General features: G+C 65.7%; 29 protein-coding genes. 11 read left to right on the top strand and 18 right to left on the bottom strand.

Features of this window, described 5'->3' with window-relative positions:
* The first annotated feature begins 33 nt into the window (after positions 1 to 33).
* Complete coding sequence (locus V6B08_RS09710) at positions 34 to 762, top strand: response regulator (RefSeq protein ID WP_341980123.1); 729 nt, start codon at positions 34 to 36, stop codon at positions 760 to 762.
* A complete protein-coding gene (locus V6B08_RS09705; protein ID WP_341980121.1) occupies positions 759 to 2,321 on the top strand; it encodes a HAMP domain-containing sensor histidine kinase in 1,563 nt (520 codons plus the stop codon). The genes V6B08_RS09710 and V6B08_RS09705 overlap by 4 nt, the downstream gene beginning before the upstream one ends.
* 67 nt (positions 2,322 to 2,388) lie before the next feature.
* Here the strand turns inward: V6B08_RS09705 and V6B08_RS09700 are convergent, their stop codons facing one another.
* On the bottom strand, positions 2,389 to 3,036 hold the full coding sequence (locus tag V6B08_RS09700; RefSeq protein WP_341980119.1) for an EF-hand domain-containing protein: 648 nt from the start codon (positions 3,034 to 3,036) through the stop codon (positions 2,389 to 2,391).
* A gap of 241 nt (positions 3,037 to 3,277) precedes the next feature.
* Between V6B08_RS09700 and V6B08_RS09695 the strand changes: the two genes are divergently transcribed.
* Positions 3,278 to 3,751, top strand: coding sequence for a disulfide bond formation protein B (locus V6B08_RS09695; RefSeq protein WP_341980117.1), 474 nt, complete (start codon positions 3,278 to 3,280; stop codon positions 3,749 to 3,751).
* A complete protein-coding gene (locus V6B08_RS09690) occupies positions 3,748 to 4,314 on the top strand; it encodes a demethoxyubiquinone hydroxylase family protein (RefSeq protein WP_341980115.1) in 567 nt (188 codons plus the stop codon). The genes V6B08_RS09695 and V6B08_RS09690 overlap by 4 nt, the downstream gene beginning before the upstream one ends.
* On the opposite strand, the gene V6B08_RS09685 is transcribed toward V6B08_RS09690, so the two are convergent.
* From V6B08_RS09685 to V6B08_RS09675, 3 genes are all read right to left on the bottom strand, one after another.
* The gene (locus tag V6B08_RS09685; RefSeq protein WP_341980113.1) at positions 4,311 to 4,856 is read right to left on the bottom strand and encodes an HNH endonuclease; all 546 of its coding nucleotides are present in this window, start codon (positions 4,854 to 4,856) and stop codon (positions 4,311 to 4,313) included. The two genes, V6B08_RS09690 and V6B08_RS09685, sit on opposite strands and share 4 nt — an antisense overlap.
* Positions 4,857 to 4,995: 139 nt before the next feature.
* Positions 4,996 to 5,724 carry an alpha/beta hydrolase gene (locus tag V6B08_RS09680; protein ID WP_341980111.1) on the bottom strand — a complete coding sequence of 243 codons (729 nt, stop codon included), beginning with the start codon at positions 5,722 to 5,724 and terminating at the stop codon, positions 4,996 to 4,998.
* Entirely contained in the window at positions 5,721 to 6,395 is a 675-nt protein-coding gene (locus tag V6B08_RS09675; RefSeq protein WP_341980108.1) for a DNA-3-methyladenine glycosylase family protein, read from the bottom strand. The genes V6B08_RS09680 and V6B08_RS09675 overlap by 4 nt, the downstream gene beginning before the upstream one ends.
* Positions 6,396 to 6,458: 63 nt before the next feature.
* Between V6B08_RS09675 and gluQRS the strand changes: the two genes are divergently transcribed.
* Entirely contained in the window at positions 6,459 to 7,361 is a 903-nt protein-coding gene (gene gluQRS, locus V6B08_RS09670; protein ID WP_341980106.1) for a tRNA glutamyl-Q(34) synthetase GluQRS, read from the top strand.
* Here the strand turns inward: gluQRS and V6B08_RS09665 are convergent.
* Positions 7,358 to 8,161 carry a hypothetical protein gene (locus tag V6B08_RS09665; RefSeq protein ID WP_341980104.1) on the bottom strand — a complete coding sequence of 268 codons (804 nt, stop codon included), beginning with the start codon at positions 8,159 to 8,161 and terminating at the stop codon, positions 7,358 to 7,360. The two genes, gluQRS and V6B08_RS09665, sit on opposite strands and share 4 nt — an antisense overlap.
* A 137-nt stretch (positions 8,162 to 8,298) precedes the next feature.
* Positions 8,299 to 8,919 (bottom strand): acyloxyacyl hydrolase, encoded by a 621-nt coding sequence (locus V6B08_RS09660; protein ID WP_341980102.1) that lies wholly within the window; start codon positions 8,917 to 8,919, stop codon positions 8,299 to 8,301.
* 216 nt (positions 8,920 to 9,135) lie between these two features.
* Between V6B08_RS09660 and gap the strand changes: the two genes are divergently transcribed.
* Entirely contained in the window at positions 9,136 to 10,140 is a 1,005-nt protein-coding gene (gene gap / locus V6B08_RS09655; RefSeq protein ID WP_341980100.1) for a type I glyceraldehyde-3-phosphate dehydrogenase, read from the top strand.
* Between the two features lie 13 nt (positions 10,141 to 10,153).
* On the top strand, positions 10,154 to 11,350 hold the full coding sequence (locus V6B08_RS09650; RefSeq protein WP_341980098.1) for a phosphoglycerate kinase: 1,197 nt from the start codon (positions 10,154 to 10,156) through the stop codon (positions 11,348 to 11,350).
* A gap of 78 nt (positions 11,351 to 11,428) precedes the next feature.
* Here V6B08_RS09650 and V6B08_RS09645 read toward each other — a convergent pair whose 3' ends face one another.
* The 3 genes from V6B08_RS09645 to rpmE form a co-directional block, all read right to left on the bottom strand.
* Positions 11,429 to 11,899: an Hsp20 family protein gene (locus V6B08_RS09645; protein WP_341980096.1), complete on the bottom strand. Its 471-nt coding sequence runs from the start codon at positions 11,897 to 11,899 to the stop codon at positions 11,429 to 11,431.
* Between the two features lie 149 nt (positions 11,900 to 12,048).
* On the bottom strand, positions 12,049 to 12,318 hold the full coding sequence (locus V6B08_RS09640; RefSeq protein WP_341980094.1) for a hypothetical protein: 270 nt from the start codon (positions 12,316 to 12,318) through the stop codon (positions 12,049 to 12,051).
* 91 nt (positions 12,319 to 12,409) lie between these two features.
* Positions 12,410 to 12,637: a 50S ribosomal protein L31 gene (gene rpmE / locus V6B08_RS09635; RefSeq protein ID WP_341980092.1), complete on the bottom strand. Its 228-nt coding sequence runs from the start codon at positions 12,635 to 12,637 to the stop codon at positions 12,410 to 12,412.
* 207 nt (positions 12,638 to 12,844) lie between these two features.
* On the opposite strand from rpmE, the gene V6B08_RS09630 reads away from it, so the two are divergent.
* Positions 12,845 to 14,710 (top strand): ABC transporter transmembrane domain-containing protein, encoded by a 1,866-nt coding sequence (locus V6B08_RS09630; protein ID WP_341980090.1) that lies wholly within the window; start codon positions 12,845 to 12,847, stop codon positions 14,708 to 14,710.
* Entirely contained in the window at positions 14,688 to 15,824 is a 1,137-nt protein-coding gene (locus V6B08_RS09625; RefSeq protein WP_341980088.1) for a strictosidine synthase family protein, read from the top strand. Before V6B08_RS09630 ends, V6B08_RS09625 begins: the two co-directional genes overlap by 23 nt.
* A 21-nt stretch (positions 15,825 to 15,845) precedes the next feature.
* On the opposite strand, the gene V6B08_RS09620 is transcribed toward V6B08_RS09625, so the two are convergent.
* The 8 genes from V6B08_RS09620 to V6B08_RS09585 all read right to left on the bottom strand — a co-directional run bounded on the left by V6B08_RS09620 (position 15,846) and on the right by V6B08_RS09585 (position 23,238).
* Positions 15,846 to 16,151, bottom strand: coding sequence for a hypothetical protein (locus V6B08_RS09620; protein WP_341980085.1), 306 nt, complete (start codon positions 16,149 to 16,151; stop codon positions 15,846 to 15,848).
* A 10-nt stretch (positions 16,152 to 16,161) separates the two neighbouring features.
* The gene (locus V6B08_RS09615; RefSeq protein WP_341980083.1) at positions 16,162 to 17,235 is read right to left on the bottom strand and encodes a peptidoglycan -binding protein; all 1,074 of its coding nucleotides are present in this window, start codon (positions 17,233 to 17,235) and stop codon (positions 16,162 to 16,164) included.
* A gap of 3 nt (positions 17,236 to 17,238) precedes the next feature.
* Positions 17,239 to 18,387, bottom strand: coding sequence for a flagellar motor protein MotA (locus V6B08_RS09610; protein WP_341980081.1), 1,149 nt, complete (start codon positions 18,385 to 18,387; stop codon positions 17,239 to 17,241).
* A gap of 101 nt (positions 18,388 to 18,488) precedes the next feature.
* Positions 18,489 to 19,514, bottom strand: coding sequence for an OmpA family protein (locus V6B08_RS09605; RefSeq protein WP_341980079.1), 1,026 nt, complete (start codon positions 19,512 to 19,514; stop codon positions 18,489 to 18,491).
* Positions 19,515 to 19,604: 90 nt separating this feature from the next.
* Positions 19,605 to 20,399 carry an inositol monophosphatase family protein gene (locus tag V6B08_RS09600; RefSeq protein ID WP_341980077.1) on the bottom strand — a complete coding sequence of 265 codons (795 nt, stop codon included), beginning with the start codon at positions 20,397 to 20,399 and terminating at the stop codon, positions 19,605 to 19,607.
* Positions 20,400 to 20,457: 58 nt separating this feature from the next.
* Positions 20,458 to 21,123 carry a thiamine phosphate synthase gene (gene thiE / locus V6B08_RS09595; protein ID WP_341980075.1) on the bottom strand — a complete coding sequence of 222 codons (666 nt, stop codon included), beginning with the start codon at positions 21,121 to 21,123 and terminating at the stop codon, positions 20,458 to 20,460.
* On the bottom strand, positions 21,120 to 21,911 hold the full coding sequence (locus V6B08_RS09590) for an alpha/beta fold hydrolase (RefSeq protein ID WP_341980073.1): 792 nt from the start codon (positions 21,909 to 21,911) through the stop codon (positions 21,120 to 21,122). Before V6B08_RS09590 ends, thiE begins: the two co-directional genes overlap by 4 nt.
* A gap of 13 nt (positions 21,912 to 21,924) precedes the next feature.
* Entirely contained in the window at positions 21,925 to 23,238 is a 1,314-nt protein-coding gene (locus tag V6B08_RS09585) for an O-acetylhomoserine aminocarboxypropyltransferase (RefSeq protein WP_341980071.1), read from the bottom strand.
* 403 nt (positions 23,239 to 23,641) lie between these two features.
* Between V6B08_RS09585 and V6B08_RS09580 the strand changes: the two genes are divergently transcribed.
* Positions 23,642 to 24,232: a TetR/AcrR family transcriptional regulator gene (locus tag V6B08_RS09580; protein WP_341980069.1), complete on the top strand. Its 591-nt coding sequence runs from the start codon at positions 23,642 to 23,644 to the stop codon at positions 24,230 to 24,232.
* A 4-nt stretch (positions 24,233 to 24,236) separates the two neighbouring features.
* On the opposite strand, the gene V6B08_RS09575 is transcribed toward V6B08_RS09580, so the two are convergent.
* Positions 24,237 to 24,413 (bottom strand): DUF1192 family protein, encoded by a 177-nt coding sequence (locus V6B08_RS09575; RefSeq protein ID WP_341980067.1) that lies wholly within the window; start codon positions 24,411 to 24,413, stop codon positions 24,237 to 24,239.
* 86 nt (positions 24,414 to 24,499) lie between these two features.
* Here V6B08_RS09575 and V6B08_RS09570 point away from each other — a divergent pair, with 86 nt between their 5' ends.
* On the top strand, positions 24,500 to 25,495 hold the full coding sequence (locus tag V6B08_RS09570; RefSeq protein ID WP_341980063.1) for an NAD(P)H-quinone oxidoreductase: 996 nt from the start codon (positions 24,500 to 24,502) through the stop codon (positions 25,493 to 25,495).
* Positions 25,496 to 25,605: the final 110 nt, after the last annotated feature.

Raw genomic sequence — 25,605 nt, 5'->3', positions numbered from 1 at the left:
ACGATTTCCTCCCCTACTGAAAACCGATCCGCCATGGCCCGTAGCCCGCATATCCTCATCGTCGACGACGACCGCGAAATCCGCAGCCTGCTGCAGCATTTCCTCACCGAGCATGGCTTCCGCGTCACGCCCGCCAGCGATGGCAAGGGCATGATGGCGGCGCTGAAGAATGGCCGTTTCGATCTGGTGGTGCTGGATCTCATGTTGCCCGGCGAGGATGGCCTGTCGCTCTGCCGCAAGCTGCGCCAGGAAACTTCGCTGCCGGTGCTGATGCTCACCGCGATGTCGGGCGAGACCGACCGCATCCTCGGCCTGGAACTCGGCGCCGACGACTATCTCACCAAACCGTTCAGCCCGCGCGAACTGGTGGCGCGGATCAAGGCGATCCTGCGCCGCGTCGGCCCCGGCGCTGCCAGCAGCGAGGCCGAACGCCCCACCGCCTATGGCTTCGAGGGCTGGACGCTGGAAATCGGCAAGCGCCATCTGCGCTCGGCGGAAGGCACGCTGCTACCCCTCACCTCGGGCGAATTCGACCTGCTGCTGGCCTTCGTCGAACACCCGCAGCGCATCCTGAGCCGCGAACAGTTGCTCGACATCACGCGCGGCCGCTCGACCCTGCTGTTCGACCGCAGCGTCGATGTGCAGGTGAGCCGCCTGCGGCGCAAGATCGAGATCGACCCGAACATGCCGGAGGTGATCAAGACCGTGCGCAGCGGCGGCTATATCTTCACGCCTGCCGTCAAGAGTTTCGCCGCCGCATGATCAACCCGTTCACGGCGCTGGCCCGGCGTCTGGGCGGCGACCGCATTGCCTGGCGCATCGCCATTACGGTTTTGCTCGGCATCATCGGCACCCAGATCGCCACCATTCTGCTGATCTATCTGGTATTGCCCGGCGAAGCGCCGCGCCATGCCATGAGCAGCATTGTCGCCGAAATCAGTGCCGCCAGCCGCGACCCGCAGGCAGCGATTGCCAAGGGCGAGGATGGCGGTGAATTCACCTGGGAACGCGGGCGTGGCCCACGCGAACCCGGGCCGCGTGAACCCGGGCCGCGCGAAATGGGTCCGCGTGACCGCGACAAGGGCCCCAAGGATATGGCGCCGCGCGACATGGGCCCTCGCGATTTAGAGCGTGGCGGCCCGCCGCGTCCGCCCTGGCCCTTCTCCGAACTTGAACGCGAATTGCGCGAGGCGATCTCGGAAGCGGATTACCCCGAACTGCAGGTGCGGCCCTGGCGGCCCCGGCGGCCCCAGGCCGGCCTCGATATCGGCCCCGGCTTGAGCATTGTGATTCCACTGCAATCGCCACCGCCGCCGCCGTCATCACCGGGCGAAGCGGCGCAGTTGCGCGCCGAGGAACTGGCCAGCGGTGAATTGCGGCTGCCGCCGGTCTTTGCCGTCGGGCTGCGCGATGCCAATGGGCAATGGTACACGGTGCGGCCGCGCCAGGTGGAGCCGCTGGTGCCGCGCTGGCTGTTCACTACGTTGTGGCTGCTGACCACGGCGGCGATCATCGCCGGGCTTACGCTGTGGACCACGGCACGCCTGCTGCGTCCGTTGCGTGGCATGGCCGATGCGGCCCGCGACTGGCAGGCCGAGGCGCCGCCGCAAATGCTGCCCGAGACCGGACCGATGGAATTCCGCGCCATCGCCCAGGCACTGAACGGCATGCAGGGCCGCATCCACCGCTTCGTTGCCGACCGCGCTGCCCTGGTCGCCGCCCTGTCGCATGATCTGCGCACACCACTGACCCGCCTGCGGCTGCGGCTGGAAAGCCCGGACAGCCCCGAACGCCGCCAGCGCATGCTGGAAGACCTCGGCTTCATGGAACGGCTGACCGATCAGTTGCTTGGCTTCGCGGCGCTGGATGCGCGCGGCGAGCCGGAACAGCGGCTCGACGTGGCCGTGCTGCTGGCCAGCCTCTGCGACGACGCCGCCGACGCCGGCCATGATGCACGCTACGATGGCCCGCTGCATGTGGTGACTTTGTGCCGCCCCACCGCGATCAAGCGCGCGTTGATGAACCTGATCGACAACGCGATCAAATATGGCGGCCAGGCACATGTGTCGCTGCAGATGCAGCAGGGCAGCATCGCCATCCGTATCCACGATGCCGGCCCCGGCATCCCGGAAGCCGAGCAGGAGAATGTGCTGGCGCCGTTCTATCGCCTGGACGCGGCGCGCGGCCAGGAAACCGGCGGGCTCGGCATGGGCCTGGCGGTGGCGGCCTCGATCCTGCGCGCCCATGCCGGGCAGCTTGCCTTCGAGTATCCCAGCGCCGGCGGCTTCGACACCGTGGTGACACTGCCACTCAAGCGATGAACCATTCAGGCGGTGAACAGCCCCGCAACACCAGCGTCGCGGGGCTGTCTCGCTTACGCTGCCAGCATCACGCCGCCTGGGCCTGCTTCAGGCCGGCGATGAAGCCTGCCATATGCTGCTCGATATCGCGCGGATTGGTGCTGCCATCCGACGCTTCCGTGTAGCGCTTCAGCTCATCGAGGAAGAGCTTCAGGTTGTCGCTGCTGGACGCGCTGGTGCTGGCGCTGTCATCGCTGCTGCTGTCGCTGTCGTCGTCATCCTCTTCGCTCAGCGAATTCAACAGGTCGATCAGCGACTGCCCGCCGCCTCCCCCGCCCTGCACCTGCCCAGCGGCACGGCCATAGGCGGCAGCGCCTTCGCCCGGCGGCGGTGGCGGCGGCCCGAAGCCCTGGCCCTGCATGGCAACAAGCTGTGACTGCATCTGCTCGTCCAGCTTGGCGAAGCCGCTGTCATACTCGGTCTGCGAGATGTTGCCATCGCCGTCGCTGTCGAAATCCTTAAGCATCTGGTCGGCGGAAGGGCCCTTGCCGCCGCGCGGGCCGGAAACACCCTCGGCCTTGCGCTGCTCTTCCATCTTGCTGATCTGCGCTTCCAGCTCGGCCTTGCTCAAGGAGCCATCGCCGTCGCTATCGGCCTCCTCGAACATTTTCTGCCGCATCTGCTTCATCATTTCGAGCGGATTGAAGCCGCTCGCACTGCTGACACTTGTAACCATGTCGGTCTCCTATGGCTGATGAGGGCGGCTTGCCCCCAGCGCATGAATTTCAAGCCGCATGCCAGCCACAGGCATTTCGCAGCGCGTTGATTCGGCGATGTAATAGTGTTGCAGGAAAATGCCCCGGCAGATTCGCCCCGGCAGCTCTTGCCGGAATTGTTACCGTGATGCCGCCTGCAACATATCGTCACAGTGTTTCCCGGGACTTCCGGAGCCGCCCGTCAGGGCCTAAAATGCCGCCATGTTCGACCGTCTCTCCGCACAGCTCGCCGGCCTGCTGTTCGCCGGCTTGAGCGCCCTCACTCTCGGCGCCGCCTTCGTGGCGCAATACGGCTTCGGCCTCGCGCCCTGCCAGCTCTGCCTGTGGCAGCGCTGGCCCTATGCCGCCGCGATTCTTCTCGGACTCGCCGCGTGGCGGCTGGAGCGTTTCCGCCCGCTGCTGCTGTGGCTGGTGGCACTCAGCTTCGCGATCACCGCTGGCATCGGCCTGTTCCATACCGGCGTCGAGCAGAAATGGTGGGCGGGCCTTGAGAGCTGCGGCGGCGGCAACACCGCCACCACGCTGGAAGCCTTGCGCGCGCAAGTGCTTTCGGCGCCGATCGTGCGCTGCGACGAAGCCGCCTTCTCCTTCCTCGGCCTCAGCATGGCAGCTTGGAACGCGCTGTGGGGTGCGCTGCTCGCCATCCTGGCCGCGATCAAAGCGAGGCAGGCATGACCAATACCAAGCCGCGTCTACCCGGCGACCTCAAGCCAGCCGAGGTCATCGAGCGCATCCTGCGTGTCGACCATGCCGGTGAATACGGCGCCAAGCGAATTTACGAAGGCCAGCTTGCGGTGCTGAAAAACGCGCCCTCGACGCCGACCATCCGCCACATGGCGGAACAGGAGATGAAGCATCTCGCGGCTTTCGACAAGCTGCTGCCGGAGCGCCGTGCACGCCCCACCCTGCTCGGGCCGCTATGGCATGTCGCCGGCTTCGCGCTCGGCGCCGCCACCGCGATGCTCGGCGAGAAGGCCGCGATGGCCTGCACGGAGGCTGTCGAAGAAGTTATCGACGCGCATTATTCGCGCCAGCTCGAAACACTTGAGACGCTGGCCGCCGAGGGCAAGGCGGAGCCAGAGCTTGCCGCGCTGATCGAGCAGTTCCGCGCCGAGGAAATCGAGCACCGCGACACCGCGCGCGAGGCCGGCGCCCAGGAGGCCCCGGCCTATCCGGCGCTGAGCCAAGGGGTGAAAGCCGCCACCCGCGCCGCCATCTGGCTGTCCGAGCGGATTTAAGGTTCCAGCTCGCTATCCCAGTAGAGATAGTCGCGCCAGCTCTGGTGCAGGTAGTTGGGCGGGAAGGCGCGGCCATTCTGCTGCAATTCGGTCACGCTCGGCACATGCGGCGCGGTGCGCGGGAACATGCGGCATTCGCGCGGCATGCGACCGCCCTTGCGCAGATTGCACGGTGCGCAGGCCGCCACCACGTTGTCCCAGCGGGTGAGGCCGCCGCGCGAGCGCGGGATCACATGATCGAAGGTGAGTTCGTGGCGGCTGCCGCAATATTGGCAGGCGAAGCGGTCGCGCAGGAAAAGATTGAACCGGGTGAAGGCCGGGCGCCGCGCCGGCTGGATATAGCGTTTCAGCGCCACCACGGAAGGCAGCCGCATGCGGAAGCTGGGACTGCGGATTTCCTGATCGTATTCCGAGAGAATCGTGACGCGGTCCATGCATACCGCCTTGACCACTTCCTGCCAGGGCCAGACGGACAAGGGGAAGTAAGACAGCGGCTGATAATCCGCGTTAAGCACCAATGCCGGACAATTGTCTGGCCTCATCCTGTGATCACTCCCACTGCTAACGACAAGGGGGAACGCCAACTGAATGCCTAGACAATACAATATGCTGCGTTACGCCCCGGTGACAACTACCTTATTTTGTCGCATCACAAGCCCGTTGCCTCACAAACCCGGCACGTCACAAGCTCTGGGCCAGGAAATGGCCGCCCAGGCGCAACCCTTCCGGGTCAATCGCATGCGGCACGCCGAGGCTGAGATGCCAGCGCGCCGGAATATCGGCGGCGCCGAGGCCGTTCAGCGTGTCGAACAGGGCTTCCATCGGCACCACATCATCGGCCGAGCCATGCACCAGCAGAATCGGTGGCTTACCTCGCGCTTGTTCCGGCAGCTTGGCGGCGCCAACCAGCACGCCGGAATAGCCGAGGATGGCGCCGGGTGCCGCAGCCCGGCGCAGGCCGACATGCAGCGCCATCATGGTGCCCTGGCTGAAACCGACCAGGCCAAGCCTGGCCGCCGGCAGGTTATGCCGCGCCAGTTCGGCATCGAGAAACGCCTCGATCACCGGGGCTGCCTGTTCGGCACCGGCATACAAGGCTTCGTAAATGCCGCCGGCGCGGTGCGGGTCGCGGCGCAGCATGTTCGGATCGTAATCATTCAGCCCGAACCATTGCCGGCCGCCGAAGCCGGGGCCTTGCGGCGTGCCCGGAATCAGGCTCGGCGCATTCGGCGCCACGAAAGCCGCGCCAGGTAATTCACGCCGCCAATGCGAAGCGAGTTCGATCAGGTCATTGCCATCGGCGCCATAGCCATGCAGCAGCACGATAAGCTGCCGCGCCGGGCCTTTGGTGGGCGGCAGGCGGGGGCCATCGATGAGACGTCCGGGGAATTGGGAGGGCGTCTGGCTCATGGTGTCACCGGTTGCTGCTTGGAAACACTATAATAGCGCCAGAGCAGCCGCGCGGCGACCCCGCGATGCGGTTTCCAGCGGGCGGCGATCTTGTCCATCCGCTTCACATCCGGCCGCTTGCGCATGTTGAACAGGCGTTTCGCCGCTTCCTGCAACGCCACGTCATGCGCCGGCCAGATATCGGTGCGGTCTAGGGCGAACAGCAGGAAGATTTCCGCCGTCCAGCGGCCGATGCCCTTCACTGCCGTGAGCCGGGCGAATACTTCCGCATCCTCCAGCGCCGCCAGGCTGCCGAGATCGAGGCTACCGTTTGAAACCGCCAGGGCAATCTCGCGCAAGTAGCGCAACTTCGGCCGGCTGAGGCCGCACCTAAGCAAGGCGGCCTCGTCATGGCCGAGAATATTTTCCGCCGTGAACGGCACCACCATGGCTTCGACACGGGCCCAGATCGTCGCGGCGGCGGCCACTGAAACCTGCTGCTCGACAATGATGCGGCAGAGATTGGCAAGATCGGCGGGTCGGCGGCGGTCATGCACATGGCCGCAGACCTCGAGCGCCTGGGCAAAGCGCGGTTCACGGACGCAAAGCTCCGCGAGCGCCTTCAGCGTGCGGGCGCGCTGGTCCGGTTTCGCGGCATTGAGTGGCTTCCCTTTGGCAGCGGGCTTTGTCATAGCTTGCTCGGAGTCGCTTCTGGAGCCAGCTTGCCGATGCCCGGCGCCCCTGTCATCCCTTCCATGAACCCTGTCATCCCTTCCATGGTCACTCGCTTCGCACCGAGCCCGACCGGTTGGCTGCATGAGGGCCATGCCTATTCCGCCGGCTTCGCCTGGACCAAGGCGCATGAAGCTGCCCCCAATACTCAAGGCGGCCGCTTCCTGTTGCGCATCGAGGATATCGACCGCACCCGCTGCCGGGCGGAATTCGATGCTGGCTTGCTGGAAGACCTCGCCTGGCTGGGTTTGCGCTGGGCAGAACCGGTGCGGCGGCAATCACAGCATTTCGCCGAGTATGGCGCGGCGCTGGATAAGCTTGCCGCGCGCCGCCTGCTCTATCCCTGCTTCTGCACCCGCAAACAGGTGCTGGCCGAAATCGCCCGCATCGGCGGCGCCCCGCATGCGGAAGACGGCACGGCGATCTATCCCGGCACCTGCCGCCATCTTTCCGATGACGAGCGCGCATCGCGGATCGCGGCCGGCGAAAGCTATGCGCTGCGGCTCGACATCGCCGCTGCCTGTGCGCTACATCCCGCGCTTTCCTGGCATGACGCCGAGCTGGGCGAACAGGTGGTGACGTTTGATACGTTGCACCGCCTGCATGGCGATGCCGTGCTGGCGCGCAAGGAAACCCCGGCGAGCTACCATCTCTGCGTCACGCTGGATGATGCCCTGCAAGGCATCACGCTGGTCACCCGTGCCGTCGATCTGCGCAATGCCACGCCGCTGCACCGGCTGCTGCAGGCGCTGTTCGGCCTACCGGTGCCGGACTACGCGCATCACCCGCTGCTGTTCGATACTGCCGGCGAACGCCTGGCCAAGCGGCATAACGCGCCGAGTTTGCGCGAGCGCCGCCAAGGCGGCGAGCATCCCGCCGATCTCTGGCGCCGCCTCGGCTTCGATCCGGGAGTATTTGGTTTCTAGCGCGCCCCCATGCGCACCCGGGTCTCGTCATCCAGCAAAGCGTCGAGAGCGGCCTGCCAGGGCGCACCAGGATGGGCATCAATCAGCGCGTTGACCTGATCGACAACACGCTGGCCGAAGGCGCTGCGGGCGCAGGCGATGCCGCTGGCGGTCACCGGCCGCTGGCCGCGGATCGGCAGCATATGCAGCACGGGCGGTGGCTTGAGCAGTCGGGCCTGGGCATTGGCCTCGAAGGGATAGAGCAGCAGCCAGTCAACGCGGTCGGCGCCCAGCATCGCCACCATGGTGCTGGCACGCGGCAGCCGCAGCAGCCGCTCTGGCGGCACCGGCTGCAACACCGCATCCAGCGCCGTGCCATAGCTGCGGTTTTCGTTGATCACGCCATCCAGCGCGGCATCGCTGAGCAAAGCCGCCATATCGATGCCAGCTTGAGCATCGCCATGCGCCTTCACTGCCTTCAGGCTGTCCTCACGCACCACCACGGCCAGGCCGGGCAGACGTAGGAAGTCACGCGAGAACAGGAAGCGCGCCTCGCGGGCGGGATTACGCGCCAGGCTGGCGGTGCAGGCCTGCGGCTGCTCGGCCAGCAGCCGCTCCAGGCGTGGCAACGGCAGGAAGCGGGTATCATGTCGGTAATCCGGCAGCCGCTGCTTCAGCCAGTCCAGCGCCGCATCGCCGAAGCCGGTTTCCTGCTCCACGAAGACCGGCACCCACTGCGCCTTCAGCCACAGCAGCGGCTCAGCCGCCCGAGCCCAGCCCGGCAGCAAGAGCAACAGCAGCATTATGTAAAGGGGGCGCATGATCTCCCTGGTGGCACGTTATCCGCAGCCAAACTCTAGGCCGTACCGGCCTGCCAAGCCAAGAATCGAATAAAAACAGAACATTCAAATCAAATAAAATGCCGCGCCCGCATCGAGCGCGGCACCGGATCACGCCCCTACCACTTGAACAGCTTGTCGGTCGGGATGGCGTAGGTGATGGCCAGGGTCTCGGAGCCCGGATTCGGGTCGCGGATGCCGGCATTGGAGATGTGGTTGAAGCTGATGCCGAGTCGCGAGCGGTCGTCGAAGCGGTAGCTCAATTCGAGCTGCGAGCGGAATTGGATGCCGTTGGAGATATGCTTGCCGTCGCCCTCGTAGTAGAGGCCGGGCGCGAAGCTCGGCGTCAGCACCCAGCGGCGGCCGAAATAGAGATCGACCAGCACGCCGGCAAAGCCATGCACGGCACGGTCAGAGGTGGCCATGATGCCGCCAAAAGGCTTGAAAATCCAATATTTTTCGGCACCGCGATACTCGATGCGGCCCTCGAAAGCCTCATTCTTCTGCTTGTTGATATCAAACCAGCCGGCCGAGAAAGCCCAGAAGGCCGGATCATCGGCCTTGGCGGTGCTGGTGCCGGCCGGCGCCATCGCCTGGGTCGACTGGGCATAGACCTGGCCTGAAGGGGCCTGGCCCGGATAGGGCGCACGCGGCTGCTGTTGCGCCTGGGCAGCGCCGACGAATCCGAAGCCCAGCACCAGAAAAGCGGCAAGCCACGCCTGCCGGATCGACGCCACCATATTATTCCCCCAACTTCATGTACTTAACCCCACTAACGGGAACTCTAGCCGGCTTCCGCGCGGATTTGAAGCGGTTGCCTGTTTATCGGGCTTAGCCGCCTTGATAAGGGGGGCCAAAGCCGCTACATCCAGGCCCGAAAACCCGCTCACCTTGCGGGTACCACCCCTTTGCGGGTCCAGTCCTGCGGCCCGCGTCAGCTCTCCTGGAGACGAAAGATGACGGTTCGCGTTGCCATCAATGGTTTTGGTCGCATCGGGCGCAATGTGCTGCGCGCCATTATCGAGTCCGGCCGCACGGATATCGAGGTTGTCGGCATCAACGATCTCGGCCCGGTCGAGACCAACGCACATCTGTTCCGCTATGACAGCGTGCATGGCCGCTTCCCCGGCACCGTGACCGTCAACGGCGACAGCATCGATGTCGGTCGCGGCCCGATCAAGGTGACCGCCGAGCGCGACCCGGCCAAGCTGCCGTGGAAGGAGCTGAAGGTCGATATCGCGATGGAATGCACCGGCATCTTCACCGACAAGGAGAAGGCCGCGCTGCATCTCACCGCCGGCGCCCGCAAGGTGCTGGTCTCCGCGCCGGCCACCGGCGCCGACCTCACCGTGGTCTATGGCGTGAACCACGACCAGCTCAAGGCTGAGCATACCGTGGTGTCGAACGCCTCCTGCACCACCAACTGCCTGGCGCCGGTCGCCTTCATCCTCGATGCCGCCGTGGGTATCGAGAAGGGCTACATGACCACGATCCATGCCTATACCGGTGACCAGCCGACGCTGGACACCATGCACAAGGATCTCTACCGCGCCCGCGCCGCCGCGCTCTCCATGATCCCGACCACCACCGGTGCCGCCAAGGCTGTCGGCCTGGTGCTGCCGAACCTGAAGGGCAAGCTGGACGGCTCCTCGATCCGCGTGCCGACCCCGAATGTGTCGCTGATCGACTTCAAGTTCATCTCGAAGAAGAACACCACCGCCGAGGAAATCAACGCCGCCATCGTTGCTGCCGCCAATGGCAAGCTGAAGGGCATCCTCGGCGTCAACGACCAGCCGCTGGTTTCCAGCGACTTCAACCACAACCCGGCCAGCTCCACCTTCGACCTGAAGCAGACCCAGGTGATGGAAGGCAATCTGGTGCGCGTGGTGAGCTGGTACGACAACGAGTGGGGCTTCTCCAACCGCATGTCGGATACCGCCATCGCCATGGCGAAGCTCTGAGGCCGTAAGCCCCATGGCTCATTTCCACACCCTGGATGACGTGGACGTTGCCGGCAAGACCGTGCTCGTCCGCGTCGATCTCAACGTCCCGATGAAGGACGGGCGCATCACCGACGATCTGCGCATCAGCCGCATCCTGCCCACCTTGCACGAATTGTCGCGCAAGGATGCCAAGGTGGTGGTGCTGTCGCATTTTGGCCGTCCCGACGGCAAGGTGGTGCCCGAGATGAGCCTCAAGCCGGTGGCGGCAGCGCTTGCCACCGCGCTCGGCTCGGCTGTCGGCTTCGCCGAGGATTGCGTCGGCGATGCCGCCAAGGCGGCGATCGAGAAGCTGCGCAAGGGCGGCATCGTGCTGCTGGAGAATACCCGCTTCCACGCGGCGGAAGAGAAGAACGACAGCGCGTTTGCGAAGATGATGGCCGATCTCGGCGACATCTACGTCAACGACGCCTTCTCCTGCGCCCATCGCGCCCATGTCTCCACCGAAGCCTTGGCGCATCTGCTGCCGGCCTATGCCGGCCGCAACATGGAAGTGGAACTGAAGCACCTCTCCGCCGCGCTGGAAAAGCCGGAGCATCCGGTGGCCGCCGTGATCGGCGGCGCCAAGGTCTCCACCAAGCTCGAACTGCTCGGCAATCTGCTCGGCAAGGTCGACAAGCTGATCATCGGCGGCGGCATGGCCAACACCTTCCTGTTCGCCCAAGGGCGCGAGGTGGGCAAGAGCCTGTGCGAGAAGAACATGGCCGATACCGCCCGCGACATCCTGCGCGATGCGGTGACGCGCGGCTGTGCCGTGGTGCTGCCCGATGACGTAGTGGTGGCGCGCGAGTTCAAGGCCGGTGCCCCGAGCAAGGTGGTGGCAGCCGACCGCGTGCCGGCGGACCAGATGATCCTGGATATCGGACCGGTCGCGGCCTCGCGCCTCGGCACCCTGCTGGCGGATTGCAAGACGCTGGTATGGAACGGCCCGCTCGGTGCCTTCGAGACCGCGCCCTTCGATGCCGGCACCGTGATGGTGGCGCGCACGGCGGCGGCGCTCACCGCCTCGGGCCGCCTGCTCAGCGTGGCCGGCGGCGGCGATACCGTGGCGGCTCTGCGCCATGCCGGCGTGGCGGAGGAATTCTCCTACGTCTCGACTGCTGGCGGTGCCTTCCTGGAATGGCTGGAAGGCAAGGAACTGCCTGGCGTGGCGGCGCTCAAGACCGCCTGATCATCAAAGACAGGCCGGAAAAAGCTGAAGCCCGGGTGTTGCCACCCGGGCTTCTTCATTTCGAGGTCAGGACGCGCGTTACGCGGCGCGAGCCTGTTCCAGCGTCACCGGCTGGCTGCCGACGTTGATCGAGATCTGGCGCGGCTTCTTGGCCTCGGGGATCTCGCGCTTCAGCTCGATATGCAGCAGGCCGTCAGTGAGCTGCGCACCCACCACCTTCACGGTGTCGGCAAGCTCGAAGCGGCGCTCGAAGGCGCGGCGCGCAATGCCGCGGTGCAGGTAGGTCACACCCTCTTCCGGCTGCTCGGCGCCCTGCGCCTTGGCCGAAATGGTGAGGCTGTTTTCCTTCACCGTCACATCGAGTTCATCCTGGCGGAAGCCGGCCACCGCCATGGTGATGCGGTAGGCATCTTCGCCACGCTTCTCGATGTTGTAGGGCGGGTAGCTGAGGCTCGATTCGTCCAGCCGGCTGGCGAGATCGAACAGGCGGTTCACATGGTCGAAGCCGACACTGGAACGCAGCAGCGGGGAAATATCGAAAGCACGCATGGGTCTTATCCTCCTTGAGCGACAAGATGGGTTGCTTGCGGCCCGCCAGGATGGCCAGGCCGCGGAACTATCCCGATCCGCTCTGCGGCACCGGAATGCTTTCGATTTAGGGAGCCTGTGACGGCTTTCAAGAGGGGCGTTGCCCCCGGTTAGCGCGTTATGGCGACGGGCTGCCAGCGGAAATCAGTGAGCCGCTTGCCGCCAAGCTGCTGCACGATGTGTTTCGGGCCAACGAATTGCGGCGCCAGATTCATTGCCTGATAGGCCAGCACCAGCAACGAATTGCCGAAATAGGGCTGTAATGCCTTGAATGACCGTTGCGCCATTTCGGCGGTGGCAACGGCGCTCTCCGCGACGAGAACAATGGTCACCACCTCGGCACCGAGCTGGAACGACGTCGCCTGGTAAACCTGCCCCATTTTGCTGGCGGCTCCCTAGAAAACAATACAGGCGGCCCGAGTATTCGGACCGCCTGTAATTCTAGCACCGCCTGTGAAGGGCGGAAAAGCGTTACTTCTTGAGGCCGAAACCGGCGAAACGCTTGTTGAACTTGGCCACCTGGCCACCCGCCTCGTTGATACGGGCCGGGCCACCGGTCCAGGCCGGATGCGACTTCGAGTCGATATCCAGCGCCAGGGTATCGCCCGCCTTGCCGTAGGTGGAACGGGTCGAATACACGGTGCCGTCGGTCATCTGCACCTTGATTTCGTGGTAGTCGGGATGGATATCGGCCTTCATGATCTGTCTCCTGGCCGCCTGGACACACCCGGGCCGGCCTCAAAAATCCGCAATGGCGGCGGGTTATAGCCAAAGCAGGCCGCCTCCGCAAGCCCGGAAGTGCCCCCGTGCGGCTTCCTGGGCGGCTTCCTGGGGCGGCCCTGCGACCCCGGGAACCAGGCCCTGCCGCTGGGCAGAAACCGGCCCGGCTGGTATATCCCTACCGCCATGACCGCGACCCGCCCGAGCACAGCCCGAGACGCCACCCCGGAGACCGGAGGCAGGCCGCCCCGTGCGCCGCTCAAGCCTTTGACATTGCTGCTCGGTTTCCTGAAGCCTTACCGCTGGGTGGCGGTGCTGGCCGGCATTGCCCTGGTGGTGGCGGCGCTGGCTGTGCTGGGCATCGGCCAGGCCATCCGCCGGGTCATCGATGTCGGCTTCGGCGCCGGCATGCCGAGTGCGGCCCATCCCGGCGGCGCCGGCGACGGCCAGTTCCTCGATCTCTATTTCGGCGCCCTGTTCGGCGTGGTGGCGGTGCTGGCGGTGGCCACCTATGCCCGCTTCTACTGCGTCACCTGGCTCGGCGAGCGCATCGTCGCCGATATCCGCCAGGCAGTGTTCAGCCATGTGCTGAAACTCTCGCCGGCCTTCTTCGAGACCACCCGCACCGGCGAAGTGCTGTCCCGCCTGACCACCGATACCGAACTGATCCAGACCCTGGTCGGCTCCTCGGTCTCGGTCGCGCTGCGCAACATACTGCTGTTCCTCGGCAGCGCCGTGCTGCTGCTGATCACCTCGCCGCATCTCACCCTGCTGGTGGCCGTGGTGGTGCCCTTCGTGGTGCTGCCGATCGTGATCTATGGCCGCAAGCTGCGGGCCTTGTCGCGCCAGAGCCAGGACCGCGTAGCCGATCTCGCCGCCCAGGCGGGCGAAACGCTCAACGCCATCAGCACCGTGCAGGCCTATACTGCGGAAGCCCGCGAGGGCCGCCGCTTCCGGGGCAATGCCGAAGCCGCTTTCAATACCGCCGTGCGCCGCACCCGGGCGCGCGCCACCCTCACCGCCCTGGTGATGCTGCTGGTATTCGGCGCCGTGAACGGCGTGATGTGGATCGGCGGCAAGGCGGTGTTCGCCGGCGAGATGTCGGGCGGCGAACTCTCCGCCTTCGTCTTTTATGCGATCATCGGCGCCTCATCGGTTGGCGCCTTGTCGGAAGTGTGGAGCGATGTGCAGCGGGCAGCCGGCGCCGCCGAACGGCTGATGCAGTTGCTGGCCACCGAGCCGGGCATCCAGGCGCCGAGCCAGCCGCTCGCCCTGCCGGCCAAGCCGGAAGGCCGCGTCGAATTCGCCGAGCTGCGCTTCACCTATCCGGCGCGGCCCAACATGCCCGCCGTCGACAACCTGTCGTTGGAGATCAAGGCTGGCGAGACGGTGGCGATTGTTGGCCCCTCGGGCGCGGGCAAGACCACGCTGTTCCAGTTGCTGCTGCGCTTCTACGATCCGCAATTCGGCGAAGTGCGCGTCGATGGCGTGCCGATCCGCCGCCTCGATCCGGTGGCCTTGCGCCAGCATATCGCCCTGGTGGCGCAGGATCCGGTGATCTTCGGCGCCAGCGTCGCCGACAACATCCGCTATGGCCGGCCCGATGCCAGCGATGCCGAACTGCGCCAGGCCGCCGAAGCCGCTGCGGCGCACGGCTTCGTCCAGGCATTGCCGCAGGGCTACGACACCTATCTGGGCGAACGCGGCGTGCGGCTTTCCGGCGGCCAGCGCCAGCGCATCGCCATCGCCCGCGCCCTGCTGCGCGATCCGCCGATCCTGCTGCTGGACGAAGCCACCTCGTCGCTGGATGCCGAATCCGAGCGCAAGGTGCAGAAGGCGCTGGAACACCTGATGCGCGGCCGCACCACCCTGGTGATCGCGCACCGCCTCGCCACCGTGCAGAAAGCCGACCGCATCGTGGTGATGGACAAGGGCCGCATCGTCGCCGCCGGGCGGCATGAAACGCTGATGCGCGAGGACGGCCTCTACGCACGGCTGGCGCGGCTGCAATTCATGAACACCACCCTCGATGACACCGAAGCCGCAAGCTAGTCCGCGCCAGCGCGCGCCCAATCGCAATCTGCCGGTGCGGCGCGGCTCGCGCATGAAGCTGTGGTGGAGTTTCCTGGCGGCCGTGCTGGTCGCCTATGGCGTCTATACCGTGTGGCTCGGCGGCGCCTATCGCAGCGTCGAGCCTTTCATGGCCGGGCAATGCACGCCCATCGATGCGCCGGCTGGTCCGGAAGACATCCTGATCCTGCCAGATGGCAGCGGTGCCATCATCTCGGCGCAGGACCGCCGCAACCGCAGCAATCGCGGCGGCCTGTGGTTCTATGACTTGAGCGGGAATGCGCCGGGCAAGCTCACCGAACTCAATGTGCCTGAACAGATGCCGTTCCACCCGCGCGGCATCGCGCTGCATGGCCCAAGCAGCGGCGAGTGGGTATTGCAGGTGATCAACCAGCGCAGCGCCGACCGCAACACAGTGGAAGTCTTCGCGCTCGAAGCCGGCAAACTGAGGCATCTCGGCAGCATCGGCAGCGACCTGTTCGTCAGCCCGAACGGCATCGTCGCCACCGGGCCGCAGAGCTTTTACCTCACCAACGACCGTGGCGCCGGCCCGCGCTGGATGCATGCGGTGGAGAATATCCTGCAGCTCTCGCGCTCCACGGTGATCTATCACGACCCGCGCGGCACCAGGCCGGTGGCGGAGGATATCGCGTTTGCCAATGGCATCGCACTCACGCCGGATGGCCTCACCGCCCTGGTCGGCTCGACATTGTGGCGCATGGTGCTGTCCTTTGACCGCGAGCCGGCCAGCGGCCTGCTCAGGCGCAGCGGCTCGCTGGCGTTGCCCGGCGGCGTCGACAATATCCGCTTTGATTCAGACGGCGCGATGTGGGCGGCATTGCACGTCAATTCCTTCGCCTTCATCGGCCATGCCCGCGATGCGCAGAAGGAAAGCCCGAGCCTGGTGGTGCGGGTCGACCGCGATGGCCGTGGCGCCACGCGTATTGTTGAAGCCTTCGGCGATCCCGGCGGGCTGCTCTCAGGCGCCAGCGTGGCAGCGCATCACAAGGGCCGGCTGCTGATCGGCGCCACCTTCCAGCCGCGCATCATGGATTGCCGCATCGAGACGGCGAAGCTTAAGGAAATCCAGCCTTAAGGGCCCGAACAAAAATATAGCCTAGGCGCGCTTGCGCGCCATGCCCATCAGGATGAAAGCCAGCGCGGCGAAGCCCAGCGCCGGCAGCGCCAGATTCCAGAAAGTGTAATCCCAGTTCAGGCCGCAGGTGAAATCGCCATCGCCGCGGCCCATCTGGATCGGCAGCGTGCCGCCCTGGCCCGGCACGCGGCTGCACATGCCCTGCGGTTCGTTGCCATGGGTGCGCAGTAGCAGCACGGCATAAATCAGCACCGGCAAGCCGATGCCATAGGCAAGGCTGGCGACAAGACGGCCAACAAAGGAATGCGGAGCGATCAGGTTCAGCATGGCGGCGTTTCTAGCGCTCCGTCAGCTTCAATTCAATGCGCCGGTTGCGCCGCAAGGCAATCTCGTCGTTGCGCTCGTCCAGCGGCTGGAATTCGCCGAAGCCGGCAGCGGCGAGGCGCTGCGCCGGCACGCCCTGGGCGATCAGGAATTTCGTTACCGAGATGGCCCGCGCCGCCGACAATTCCCAGTTGGAGGGGAATTGCGGCGTGTTGATCGGCACACGGTCGGTATGGCCATCGACCCGCAGCACCCAGGGCAGGTCAGCCGGAATCTTCTTCGCTATCTCGATCAGTGTTTTGGCGAGCTGACCCATCTGCTCGCGACCCTGCGGATTGAGTTCGGCCGAGCCCGACGTGAACAGCACTTCCGACTGAAACACGAAGCGGTCGCCGACGATCTGGATATCCTTGCGGTCGCCGAGCGCCTGACGCAGCCGGCCGAAGAATTCCGAGCGGTAACTCATCAGGTCGTCGACCTTGCGCGCCAGCGCGGCATTCAGCCGCTTGCCAAGGTCGATCACCTGGGCCTGGCTCTGCTTCTCCTTCTCCTCGCTCTCGCGCAGGATGCGGTCGATCTGCGCCAATTGCTCGCGCAAGGCCAGGATCTGGCGGTTCAGCAGGTCGATCTGGCTGCGGGCATCGGCGGAGGCACGGCGCTCGGCTTCCAGGGCAGCCGCGCCGGAAACCAGCTTGCCATCGAGATCGATCACGATCTGCTTCTGCTCGGCAAGCTGCTTCTCGGCTTCATCATGGCGGGTCTGGGCATCGCTCAGCGCGGCGGCAAGCTGGTCGCGCTCGGCGATGCTGGCAGCCAGCGTGGCCTGCAACTGGCCGAGATTGGTACGCAGGTCGGCACTGGTCTTTTTCTCCAGCGACAATTGCTCGACCAGACGGGCGAGGTCGCCACGCAGCGCATCAATCGCCTTGTCCTTGCCGGAAATCGCATTGGCGAGGAAGAACTGCGCCAGGATGAACACCGCCAGCACGAAGACGATGACCATCATCAGGGTCGACAGCACGTCGACATAACCGGGCCAGGGATTGGCTACCCCGCTCTCGCCCCGGCGCCAGGCGCGGCTTGCCATACCTTAGGTCCGCCGCTGATTGTCGGCTGCCGCCGCGATGGTGCGCGACAACAGCTTGATCTCGGCCCGCATGTCGTCGACCAGCTTGGCGCGGCCCTGGGCGGCATCGTCGAGCAGGCGGGTGAGAAGGATATCCATATTGCGCAGATGACCCCGGCTGGCGGCATCGAAGCCGCCGCTTTCGGTATTCTGCGCCAGCTTGGCCATGATCGGCTTCATCTCGATCTGATGCTCGGTGAGCTTCAGCAGCAGCCCCTGCTCGGCGCGCATCTGCTCCGTGAGCAGGCTGAGCTTCTCGTTGAGCTGCAGCAGGGCGGCAGAAGCGTTGCCGCGATTGTCTTCCGAGCGCGCCAGGGTACGCTGCAGGTTATCGAGGCTGTCAGCCGTCTGTTCCAGCAACGCCTGCACATAAGCCGGCACCGACTGGTCGCCATCGGCCACCGCGCCGCCGCCGACGCGGGTAAAGCCGGCGAGCCATTCCTCGAGATCGTTATAGAAACGATTCTGCGCCTGGCCCGCCTGCAGATCGAGGAAACCGAGGATCAGCGAGCCGGAAAGGCCGAGCATCGAGGAGGAGAAAGCCAGGCCCATGCCAGCCAGCGGCCGCTGCAGGCCGCCCTTCAGCTTCTCGAACAACACGTTGATATTCTCTTCCGCCCCCAGCGACAGGCCGGAGATGGTATCGGTGACGGAACCGATGGTCTCGAGCAGGCCCCAGAAGGTGCCAAGCAGGCCGAGGAAAACCATCAAGCCGATCAGGTAGCGCGAGATATCGCGTGCTTCATCCAGCCGCGAACCGACGGAATCGAGCAGAGCGCGCGTCGCGGCTGCCGAAACCTGGCCGCGCGGGCCACGGTTCTCGAGCATCTTGGCCAGCGGCGCCAGCAGGTTGGACGGCTTGCCGACATGGGCGACGGTGCTGGTATGCTGCGACTTCTGCCAAGCGGCGAGCCAGTCGGCTTCGCGGCCGAGCACGAAAACCTGGCGGAAGATGAAAAGAATGCCGATCACGGCCACGGCCGTGATCAGGCCGTTGAGCGCCGGATTGGCGAGGAAGGCACGCTGCAGCGGATCCTTCAGCACGAAAATCACCGCGCCGACAGCAACGAGGAACAGCACCATACGCACCAGGTAACGACCAGGTCTGGTCATGCCTTCACCTTATCCTGCGGCCCAATGGCTAGTGGTATATGGTTCCGACTTAGGCAGCGAATATGGCTTTTCCTGGGCGAAAAGCCGTGTGCCTGCATCAATCAGCGCCCGACCGGGGCAACTTCAACACGGTCCGGCGGCGAATTGTCGCTAGGCGCACCAAGCGCGCGCACATCAATGCGCGTGGAACGAATACCACGGTCGATCAGGAAACCGCGCACTGCGAGCGCACGGCTGAGCGAGAGGCGACGCGCACCGCTGGCGGCATCCGCGCCGCTGGCGCTGGCATAGGCACGGATCTGGATACGGTCTTCGGTATTGGCGAGTGCGCGGGCCAGGGCTTCAAGCGCGCCGCTGCCTTCGCCGGAAAGATCGCTCTTGCCGGCCTCGAAGGTGAGATTGACCTGGCCGGCGGCCCCTCCAGGCAACGGGGTGGGCGCCGCGCTCGAAACCGGCGGCGGGGTCAGCAAGGCCGATTGCTGTGCCGCCGGGTTGGCGGCCCGCGGAGCAGCCGGCGCCGGCGCGGCGGGAGCCTGGATTACAGGGGCCTGGGCCACGGCGGCAGGTGCCGGAGCCGGGGCTGGGACAGTAGACGGTGCCGCAGCCACGGCCGACGGTGGCGCGGGCAATTGCAGCGGGCGGCCGGCATTGCTGGCGGCATTGCTCGAAGGGGTATCTGTGACTGGCGGCGGCAGGTTCACCACCACGGCGGGGGTCTGCGGTGCCGGGCTGGTACCCTCGCCACGGCTGCCGCCCGTGCGGCGTGGTGTGGTCGCGGCAGGCGCGGCAGCCGGGGTCGGCGCCTTGGCCACGGCAGCAGTGGTGGCGGGTGCGGCGGCTGACTTCGTGGCACGCGGTGGACGCAGTTTCACGCTGGCCGGCGCCGGGCCGGAATCGCCGAGCAGCGGCTTCTGCGCCGGGCCACCCAACGCGGACGAACCGGGATCCTGGTTATTGGCAAAGCCGGGCAACGGCGGGCCGAGGCGGTCGAGCGCCTGCATGTTCACGATCACGCTGCCGCCACCGACATAGGTGGTCTGGGCCGAGGCGCCATGCACCGCCGGCAACGCCAGCACCAGGCCAAGCGCCATGGCGGGAAGCGGATGCTGAAACAGCTTGACGGCCATTGGTGGGTCCCCCCGTTACGCAGTATGGCGCGAACGATAGCGGACCTTCCCCTCTAGCTCAACCCGGCAAAAGGGTGGAAGCGAAACCAATTAGGCCGGTTTATTGAGCAATTTCTGCAGCGGGGTGTAGAGCGCGTCGTTGGCGGCGAGAATATCGCCTGACGCCATCATGGTCTCGCCGCCCTTGAGGTCGGTGACCATGCCGCCCGCCTCGCGCACCAGCACGATGCCGGCGGCAATATCCCACTCCGAAAGCCCGCGCTCCCAGAAGCCGTCATAGCGGCCGGCGGCGACATAGGCGAGGTCGAGGGCCGCCGCACCCATGCGACGGATGCCGGCCACTTCCTGCATCACGCCGGCCATCTCGCGGCGGAACTGGGCATGGTCGCCACGGCCATGGAACGGGATGCCGGTGGCGATCACCGCATCGGTCATCTTGCGGCGCACGGAAACGCGCAAGCGGCGTTCATTGCAATAGGCGCCAGCACCCTTCTCGGCCCAGAACAATTCGTCGCGCACCACGTCCAGCACGATACCGGCGATCAGTTCTTCGTCGCGCTTCACGGCGATGGAAATGGCGAAATGCGGGATGGCGTGCAGGAAATTGGTGGTGCCGTCCAGCGGGTCGATCACCCAGTAATGCTTGCCGTCCTTGGCCTCGATGCGGCCGCCCTCTTCCATGATGAAGCCGAAATCCGGGCGCAGCTTGGACAGTTCGGCCTGCAGCACCTTCTCCGCCTTGCGGTCGGCGGCAGACACGAAATCGGCCGGGCCCTTGCGGCTGATCTGGAGATGCTCGACCTCGTTGAAGTCGCGCAGCAGGCCGCGCGCGGCCTTGCGCGCCGAATTGGTCATCGCGTTAATCAGGGCGGATCGCAGGGCCATGGCTTTTCGTGCTCGGCGGTACTTCAGACGGGGGGCTGGCGGAAGGGGGCGGACCCTATCAGCCGGGCCGGTGCTTGGCAATTGCCTCATTGAAGGCCTGAACGGCCTTGGCCGGGCCTCCCGGATAGGCCCAAACACCGGCAGAAACCGCCAGAAAATCCGTTCCGGCAGCGACCAGGGGGCCACAATTCTCCACCGTGATGCCGCCGATGGCGACACTCGGCACTTCCATCAGCTCGGACCACCAGGCCAGCAGGTCCGGCTCGGCCTGGAATTTCGGCTGCTTCGTGGTCGTCGGGTAGAAGGCGCCGAAGGCGACATAATCGGCGCCGGCCTCGGCGGCCTCCATCGCCAGGTGGCGGGAATTGTGACAGGTGACGCCGACGATGCGGTCGGGCCCCAGCAGCCGGCGCGCTTCCTCATAGGGCGTGTCCTGCTGGCCGATATGCACGCCATCGGCCCCGAGCTTCACCGCCAGGTCCGGGCGATCATTGATCAGCAGCGCCACATCATGCTCATGGCACAGCGGCAGCACCGCCTCGGCGGCACGGCGGAAAGCATTGTCGGAAGCCGGCTGCTCGCCTTCCTTGAGGCGCAATTGCAGGCAGGCGACATCACCAGCGCCAAAGGCCGCCTTGAGCTGTTCGGCGAAGGCCGCCGGCTCGACGATGGACGGCGTGATCAGGTAGAGCCGCGCCTGCGGCTTAGTCTCCGCGCCGCTCATGCCAGGAACGCCTTCAAGGTATCGAGAGTCTCGTCCGGCTTCTCGCTCATCATCAGGTGGCCGCAATCAGGCAACACATCGACACGGGCTTGCTTGAATTTCTTGGCGAAAGCGGCGCCGGAGCGCGCCGGCGTCATCATGTCGCGCGCACCCGACAGCACCTGCACCGGGCAGGCGACCTTGGCCGCTGCCGCCTCGCCCGCCGCATAGGCGTTGCAAATGCGGAAGCCGGTGGCCAGCACCTGGCGCGGCGCGCTGTCGGTGAGGCGGATCGAACCGCCGAGGATCCAGCCGCCGGGATTGCGGTTGCCGCCGATATGGCTCTTGCGCGCCAGCATCCAGTCATTCATCAGCGCGATGGCCTTGAAGTCGCCGGCATCGGCCAAAGCCTGCAATTCCGGATTGACACTCATCGGCAGCGCGAAGCCAAGCAGCGACAGCTTGGTGACGCGGTCAGGATAGCGCGCGGCAGTTTCCAGCGCGATCAGCGCCCCCATGGAATGGCCGACAAGTGCCGCCTGCTTCACCTTTGCGGCATCAAGCAGATGCGGCATCCAGTCGGCGATTGCCTCGATGCTCTGCGGCATCTCGCCGCCGGAGCGGCCATTGCCCGGCAGGTCGACGGCCAGCACCGACCAGCCATGATAGGCAAACCAGCGCGTCTGCAATGCCCAGTTCGTGTGGTCGCAGGCATTGCCATGGATGAACACCACAGTCGGCAATGCCGGATCGAATGCCTTGCCGCCGGTGGCGGCGAAAATCTTGGTTCCCTGAACCTCAAGCCACATCTTTACTGCCCTCTTACTCAGCGGCCTGCGCCGGCGCTGCCTTGGCAGCCGCCCGCAAAGCCTGATTCAGGTCGTCGATCAGGTCGCCGATATCTTCCAGGCCGACCGAAAGCCGCACCAGTTCCTCGCCGATGCCGGCGGCCTTGAGTTCGGCAGCAGACATCTGCTGATGCGTGGTGGAGGCCGGATGGATCACCAGCGACTTGGCATCGCCGACATTGGCCAGATGCGAGAACACCTGCAACGCCTCGATCAGCGCGCGGCCCGCCGCGCGGCCGCCCTTGACGCCGAAGCTGAACACCGCGCCGCTGCCCTTGGGTAGCAGCTTCTTCGCCAGTTCGTGATCCTTGTGTTCGGGCAGTTCGGGGTAGCTGACCCATTCGACGCCCTTGTGGCTTTTCAGGAACTGCACAATCTGGCGTGCATTCTCCACATGGCGGCTCATGCGCAGCGGCAGCGTCTCGACACCCTGCAGGATATGGAAAGCGTTGGTTGGGCTCAGGCAGGCGCCGAAATCGCGCAAGCCCTCGGCACGCGCGCGCATGATGAAGGCGGCGGGGCCGAATTCCTCGGCGAAATCCAGGCCATGATAGCCGGCATAGGGCTCGGTCAGGGTCGGGAATTTGCCCGAGGCTTCCCAGTCGAAGCGACCGGAATCGATCAGCGCGCCGCCGATGGCAACACCATGGCCGCCGAGGAATTTGGTGGCGGAATGCATCACCAGATCGGCGCCATGCTCGAAGCCCTTGAACAGATACGGCGTGGCGAAGGTGCAATCGAGCATCAGCGGCAGACCAGCGGCATGGGCGATCTCGGCCCAGGCCGGCACATCCAGCACTTCCAGGCCAGGATTGCCGAGGATCTCGCCGAATACCAGCCGGGTTTCCGGCTTGATCGCGGCCCGCAGCGCCGCATGGTCGCGCGGGTCGACGAAGGTGGTGGTGATGCCGAAACGCGGCAGGGTGTGGACCAGGATGTTGTAGCTGCCGCCATAGATGTTGCGGCTGGCGACGATATGCGCCCCCTGCCCCATCAGCGTGGCGATGGCGAGATGCAGGGCCGCCTGGCCAGACGCGGTGCAGACCGCGCCGACGCCGCCTTCAAGCGCCGCCAGGCGTTCTTCCAGCACCGCGACGGTGGGGTTGGAGATGCGCGAGTAGATATGGCCGGCGCGTTCCAGGTTGAACAAAGCCGCGGCATGGTCGGCATCGCGGAAGACGTAGGACGTGGTCTGATAGATCGGCAACGCCCGCGCGCCGGTGGTGGGATCGGGCTGCTGGCCGGCATGCAGGCTCAGCGTATCGAACTTGAGAAACTTCGGCTCCATCGGGCGCTCCCCCCTTAAGCAAACTGGCGCGACAATACCGGCTTCGCGGCAAAATACGAGGGCGGCAAAAAAATAGGCCGCCCCAATTTCGGGACGGCCCTGTGAATTGCCTCAACCTCAACTGAGAAAGATTAACGCACCGCCCACGGACGGAGTCAAGCAGTTGTAACAGATTGTAACGGAGGGATCGCCGTGTCGCGGGAAAGGCGCGTCGTGAAAAAAACGGCCGCCGGAGTTGGGACATACAGGCGCGGCGGCCGTCTTAGTCCAACAGGGAGGAAACACGATACGATACTGTGTTGTTTATAACCTGGATTGCTTAAGGAAGGGTGAAGCAGGAGGCGGTCCGGGGCGGTTTTCCGCCCCAAGGTTTCAGACGAAGCTGTTTCAGGTAAGGTGGGGCATGGCCGAACGGGGTGACATAGCGGCTTTGCCGAATTCCGACCGCCTGCTGGAAGCGGCGCTGGCGAGTTTCCGCCAGCTTGGCAGCCAGAAGGCGCGGATCGAGGATATCGCCGCCATGGCCGGCATGGCGCGGACCGCGCTGTATCGTTTCTATCCCAGCAAGCGCGCCATCCTCGCTGCCCTGGCCGCCCGCACCTTGCAGGGCGACGAGGCGCGGCTGGCGGAACTGGCGCGCGACCGCGACCGCAGCCCGGCGGCGCGGCTGAAGGCGTTGCTGCTGGCGGAGGCCGAATGCCTGCGGCTGTTGCTGGCCGACCGCGTGCTGGCCGAGGTGGTAACGGCGGCGTTGCAGGATAGCGCCGATGTGTGGGAACAGCACCGCCGGGCACTGCGCGCACTCTATGCCGGCGTGATCCGTGATGGTCAGCGCGCCGGCCGCTTCCGCTCCGGCAGTTCGGAAGCCCTGGCGCAGACGGTGGAGGATATGAGCCGCCCGCTGCACGATCCGCGCATCCTGCTGGAATCCGGCCCGCGCGAAACCGCGCTGGCGGCGGCGGCCGCCGACTGGCTGGAAAAGCGCCCGCGCTAGTTGGCTAGTTTTTGAAAAAGCCGGAGGCCGAGCCGCGCGCCGCCTGCTTCTTGGCGATCACGGTACGGATGCGGTCGATCTCGGCCTTCAGTTCCTCGATCCGCTCCTCGAGGTCGGCGATCGACATGGCATCATATTGCGGCGCCAGCGGCGCCTTCTTCAGTGCCTCATCCCAGTCCATTGCCGCCTCCCCCCTTAAATTATCCGCACGCTTGCTGCAGTGGCCGGCAGAGGCTACATCAATCGGCACCGATCAGGGAGAGAGATATGCTGCCCCAGGACATGACCGCCATCGAGATCACCCAGCCCGGTGGGCCGGAGGTGCTGAAACCCGGCCGCCGCCCGGTGCCGCAGCCGGAAGCCGGCGAAGTCCTGATCAAGGTTGCCGCCGCCGGCGTGAACCGGCCCGACCTGATGCAGCGTGCCGGCATGTATCCGCCACCGCCGGGCGCCCCGGATATTCCCGGCCTGGAAGTGGCCGGCGAGATCGTCGCCCTGGGAACCAATGCCGCGCGCTGGAAGGCCGGCGACAAGGTGACCGCCCTGGTTGCGGGCGGCGGCTATGCCGAATACTGCACCGCGCCCGCCGTGCAATGCCTGCCGATCCCGGCCGGCCTCAGCCTGGATGAAGCCGCCGCGCTGCCGGAAAACTGGTTCACGGTGTGGAGCAACATCGCCGACCGTGGCGGCCTCTCAGCCGGCGAGAGCATCCTGATCCATGGCGGCGCCTCAGGCATCGGTGTGGCGGCGCTTCAGCTTTCCCGCCTGCTGGGTGCGGGCCGCATCTTCGCCACCGCCGGCACCGATGCGAAATGCCGCTTCGTCGAACAGCTCGGCGCCGCGCGCGGCATCAACTACAAGACCGAGGATTTCGCCGAAGTCATCAAGCAGGAGACCGGCGGCCAGGGCGTCAACGTCATCCTCGACATGGTCGGCGGCAGCTACCTGCCGCGCAACATCAAGTGCCTGGCCGACGAGGGCAGGCTGGTGATCATCGCACTGCAGGGCGGGCCGAAGGGCGAAGGCGACCTGAGCCTGGTGATGCGCCGCCGCCTGACCATCACCGGCTCGACCCTCCGCCCCCGCCCGGTGGCCTTCAAGGGCGCCATCGCCGCCGCCCTGGAAGCCAAAATCTGGCCCGGCCTGGCGGCTGGCACGATCAAGCCGATCATCGACTCCCGCTTCCCGCTCGCTGAGGCCGCAGCCGCCCATGCCCGCCTGGATGCCGGCGACCATATCGGGAAAGTTTTGCTAACTCTTTGACCATAAAAGCGTAAACATGGCCGTCCGGTGGTTGCGCGCGACGCCGGCTTGGGTATAGTTGGCGCCGTTTTCCGGACACTCCCAGCTGGTGTGGCCCGGGGCAGTCCCGG

Source organism: Ferrovibrio sp. MS7 (assembly GCF_038404985.1).
In the GTDB taxonomy this organism is placed as follows: domain Bacteria; phylum Pseudomonadota; class Alphaproteobacteria; order Ferrovibrionales; family Ferrovibrionaceae; genus Ferrovibrio; species Ferrovibrio plantarum.
This window is presented reverse-complemented; position numbering and strand designations above follow the sequence as displayed.

Bases quoted from the DNA above. Each gene is read 5' to 3' on its own strand.
- V6B08_RS09710 (WP_341980123.1), top strand. From the start codon at position 34: ATGGCCCGTAGCCCGCATATCCTCATCGTCGACGACGACCGCGAAATC.
- V6B08_RS09705 (WP_341980121.1), top strand. From the start codon at position 759: ATGATCAACCCGTTCACGGCGCTGGCCCGGCGTCTGGGCGGCGACCGC.
- V6B08_RS09700 (WP_341980119.1), bottom strand. From the start codon at position 3,036: ATGGTTACAAGTGTCAGCAGTGCGAGCGGCTTCAATCCGCTCGAAATG.
- V6B08_RS09695 (WP_341980117.1), top strand. From the start codon at position 3,278: ATGTTCGACCGTCTCTCCGCACAGCTCGCCGGCCTGCTGTTCGCCGGC.
- V6B08_RS09690 (WP_341980115.1), top strand. From the start codon at position 3,748: ATGACCAATACCAAGCCGCGTCTACCCGGCGACCTCAAGCCAGCCGAG.
- V6B08_RS09685 (WP_341980113.1), bottom strand. From the start codon at position 4,856: ATGAGGCCAGACAATTGTCCGGCATTGGTGCTTAACGCGGATTATCAG.
- V6B08_RS09680 (WP_341980111.1), bottom strand. From the start codon at position 5,724: ATGAGCCAGACGCCCTCCCAATTCCCCGGACGTCTCATCGATGGCCCC.
- V6B08_RS09675 (WP_341980108.1), bottom strand. From the start codon at position 6,395: ATGACAAAGCCCGCTGCCAAAGGGAAGCCACTCAATGCCGCGAAACCG.
- gluQRS (WP_341980106.1), top strand. From the start codon at position 6,459: ATGAACCCTGTCATCCCTTCCATGGTCACTCGCTTCGCACCGAGCCCG.
- V6B08_RS09665 (WP_341980104.1), bottom strand. From the start codon at position 8,161: ATGCGCCCCCTTTACATAATGCTGCTGTTGCTCTTGCTGCCGGGCTGG.
- V6B08_RS09660 (WP_341980102.1), bottom strand. From the start codon at position 8,919: ATGGTGGCGTCGATCCGGCAGGCGTGGCTTGCCGCTTTTCTGGTGCTG.
- gap (WP_341980100.1), top strand. From the start codon at position 9,136: ATGACGGTTCGCGTTGCCATCAATGGTTTTGGTCGCATCGGGCGCAAT.
- V6B08_RS09650 (WP_341980098.1), top strand. From the start codon at position 10,154: ATGGCTCATTTCCACACCCTGGATGACGTGGACGTTGCCGGCAAGACC.
- V6B08_RS09645 (WP_341980096.1), bottom strand. From the start codon at position 11,899: ATGCGTGCTTTCGATATTTCCCCGCTGCTGCGTTCCAGTGTCGGCTTC.
- V6B08_RS09640 (WP_341980094.1), bottom strand. From the start codon at position 12,318: ATGGGGCAGGTTTACCAGGCGACGTCGTTCCAGCTCGGTGCCGAGGTG.
- rpmE (WP_341980092.1), bottom strand. From the start codon at position 12,637: ATGAAGGCCGATATCCATCCCGACTACCACGAAATCAAGGTGCAGATG.
- V6B08_RS09630 (WP_341980090.1), top strand. From the start codon at position 12,845: ATGACCGCGACCCGCCCGAGCACAGCCCGAGACGCCACCCCGGAGACC.
- V6B08_RS09625 (WP_341980088.1), top strand. From the start codon at position 14,688: ATGACACCGAAGCCGCAAGCTAGTCCGCGCCAGCGCGCGCCCAATCGC.
- V6B08_RS09620 (WP_341980085.1), bottom strand. From the start codon at position 16,151: ATGCTGAACCTGATCGCTCCGCATTCCTTTGTTGGCCGTCTTGTCGCC.
- V6B08_RS09615 (WP_341980083.1), bottom strand. From the start codon at position 17,235: ATGGCAAGCCGCGCCTGGCGCCGGGGCGAGAGCGGGGTAGCCAATCCC.
- V6B08_RS09610 (WP_341980081.1), bottom strand. From the start codon at position 18,387: ATGACCAGACCTGGTCGTTACCTGGTGCGTATGGTGCTGTTCCTCGTT.
- V6B08_RS09605 (WP_341980079.1), bottom strand. From the start codon at position 19,514: ATGGCCGTCAAGCTGTTTCAGCATCCGCTTCCCGCCATGGCGCTTGGC.
- V6B08_RS09600 (WP_341980077.1), bottom strand. From the start codon at position 20,399: ATGGCCCTGCGATCCGCCCTGATTAACGCGATGACCAATTCGGCGCGC.
- thiE (WP_341980075.1), bottom strand. From the start codon at position 21,123: ATGAGCGGCGCGGAGACTAAGCCGCAGGCGCGGCTCTACCTGATCACG.
- V6B08_RS09590 (WP_341980073.1), bottom strand. From the start codon at position 21,911: ATGTGGCTTGAGGTTCAGGGAACCAAGATTTTCGCCGCCACCGGCGGC.
- V6B08_RS09585 (WP_341980071.1), bottom strand. From the start codon at position 23,238: ATGGAGCCGAAGTTTCTCAAGTTCGATACGCTGAGCCTGCATGCCGGC.
- V6B08_RS09580 (WP_341980069.1), top strand. From the start codon at position 23,642: ATGGCCGAACGGGGTGACATAGCGGCTTTGCCGAATTCCGACCGCCTG.
- V6B08_RS09575 (WP_341980067.1), bottom strand. From the start codon at position 24,413: ATGGACTGGGATGAGGCACTGAAGAAGGCGCCGCTGGCGCCGCAATAT.
- V6B08_RS09570 (WP_341980063.1), top strand. From the start codon at position 24,500: ATGCTGCCCCAGGACATGACCGCCATCGAGATCACCCAGCCCGGTGGG.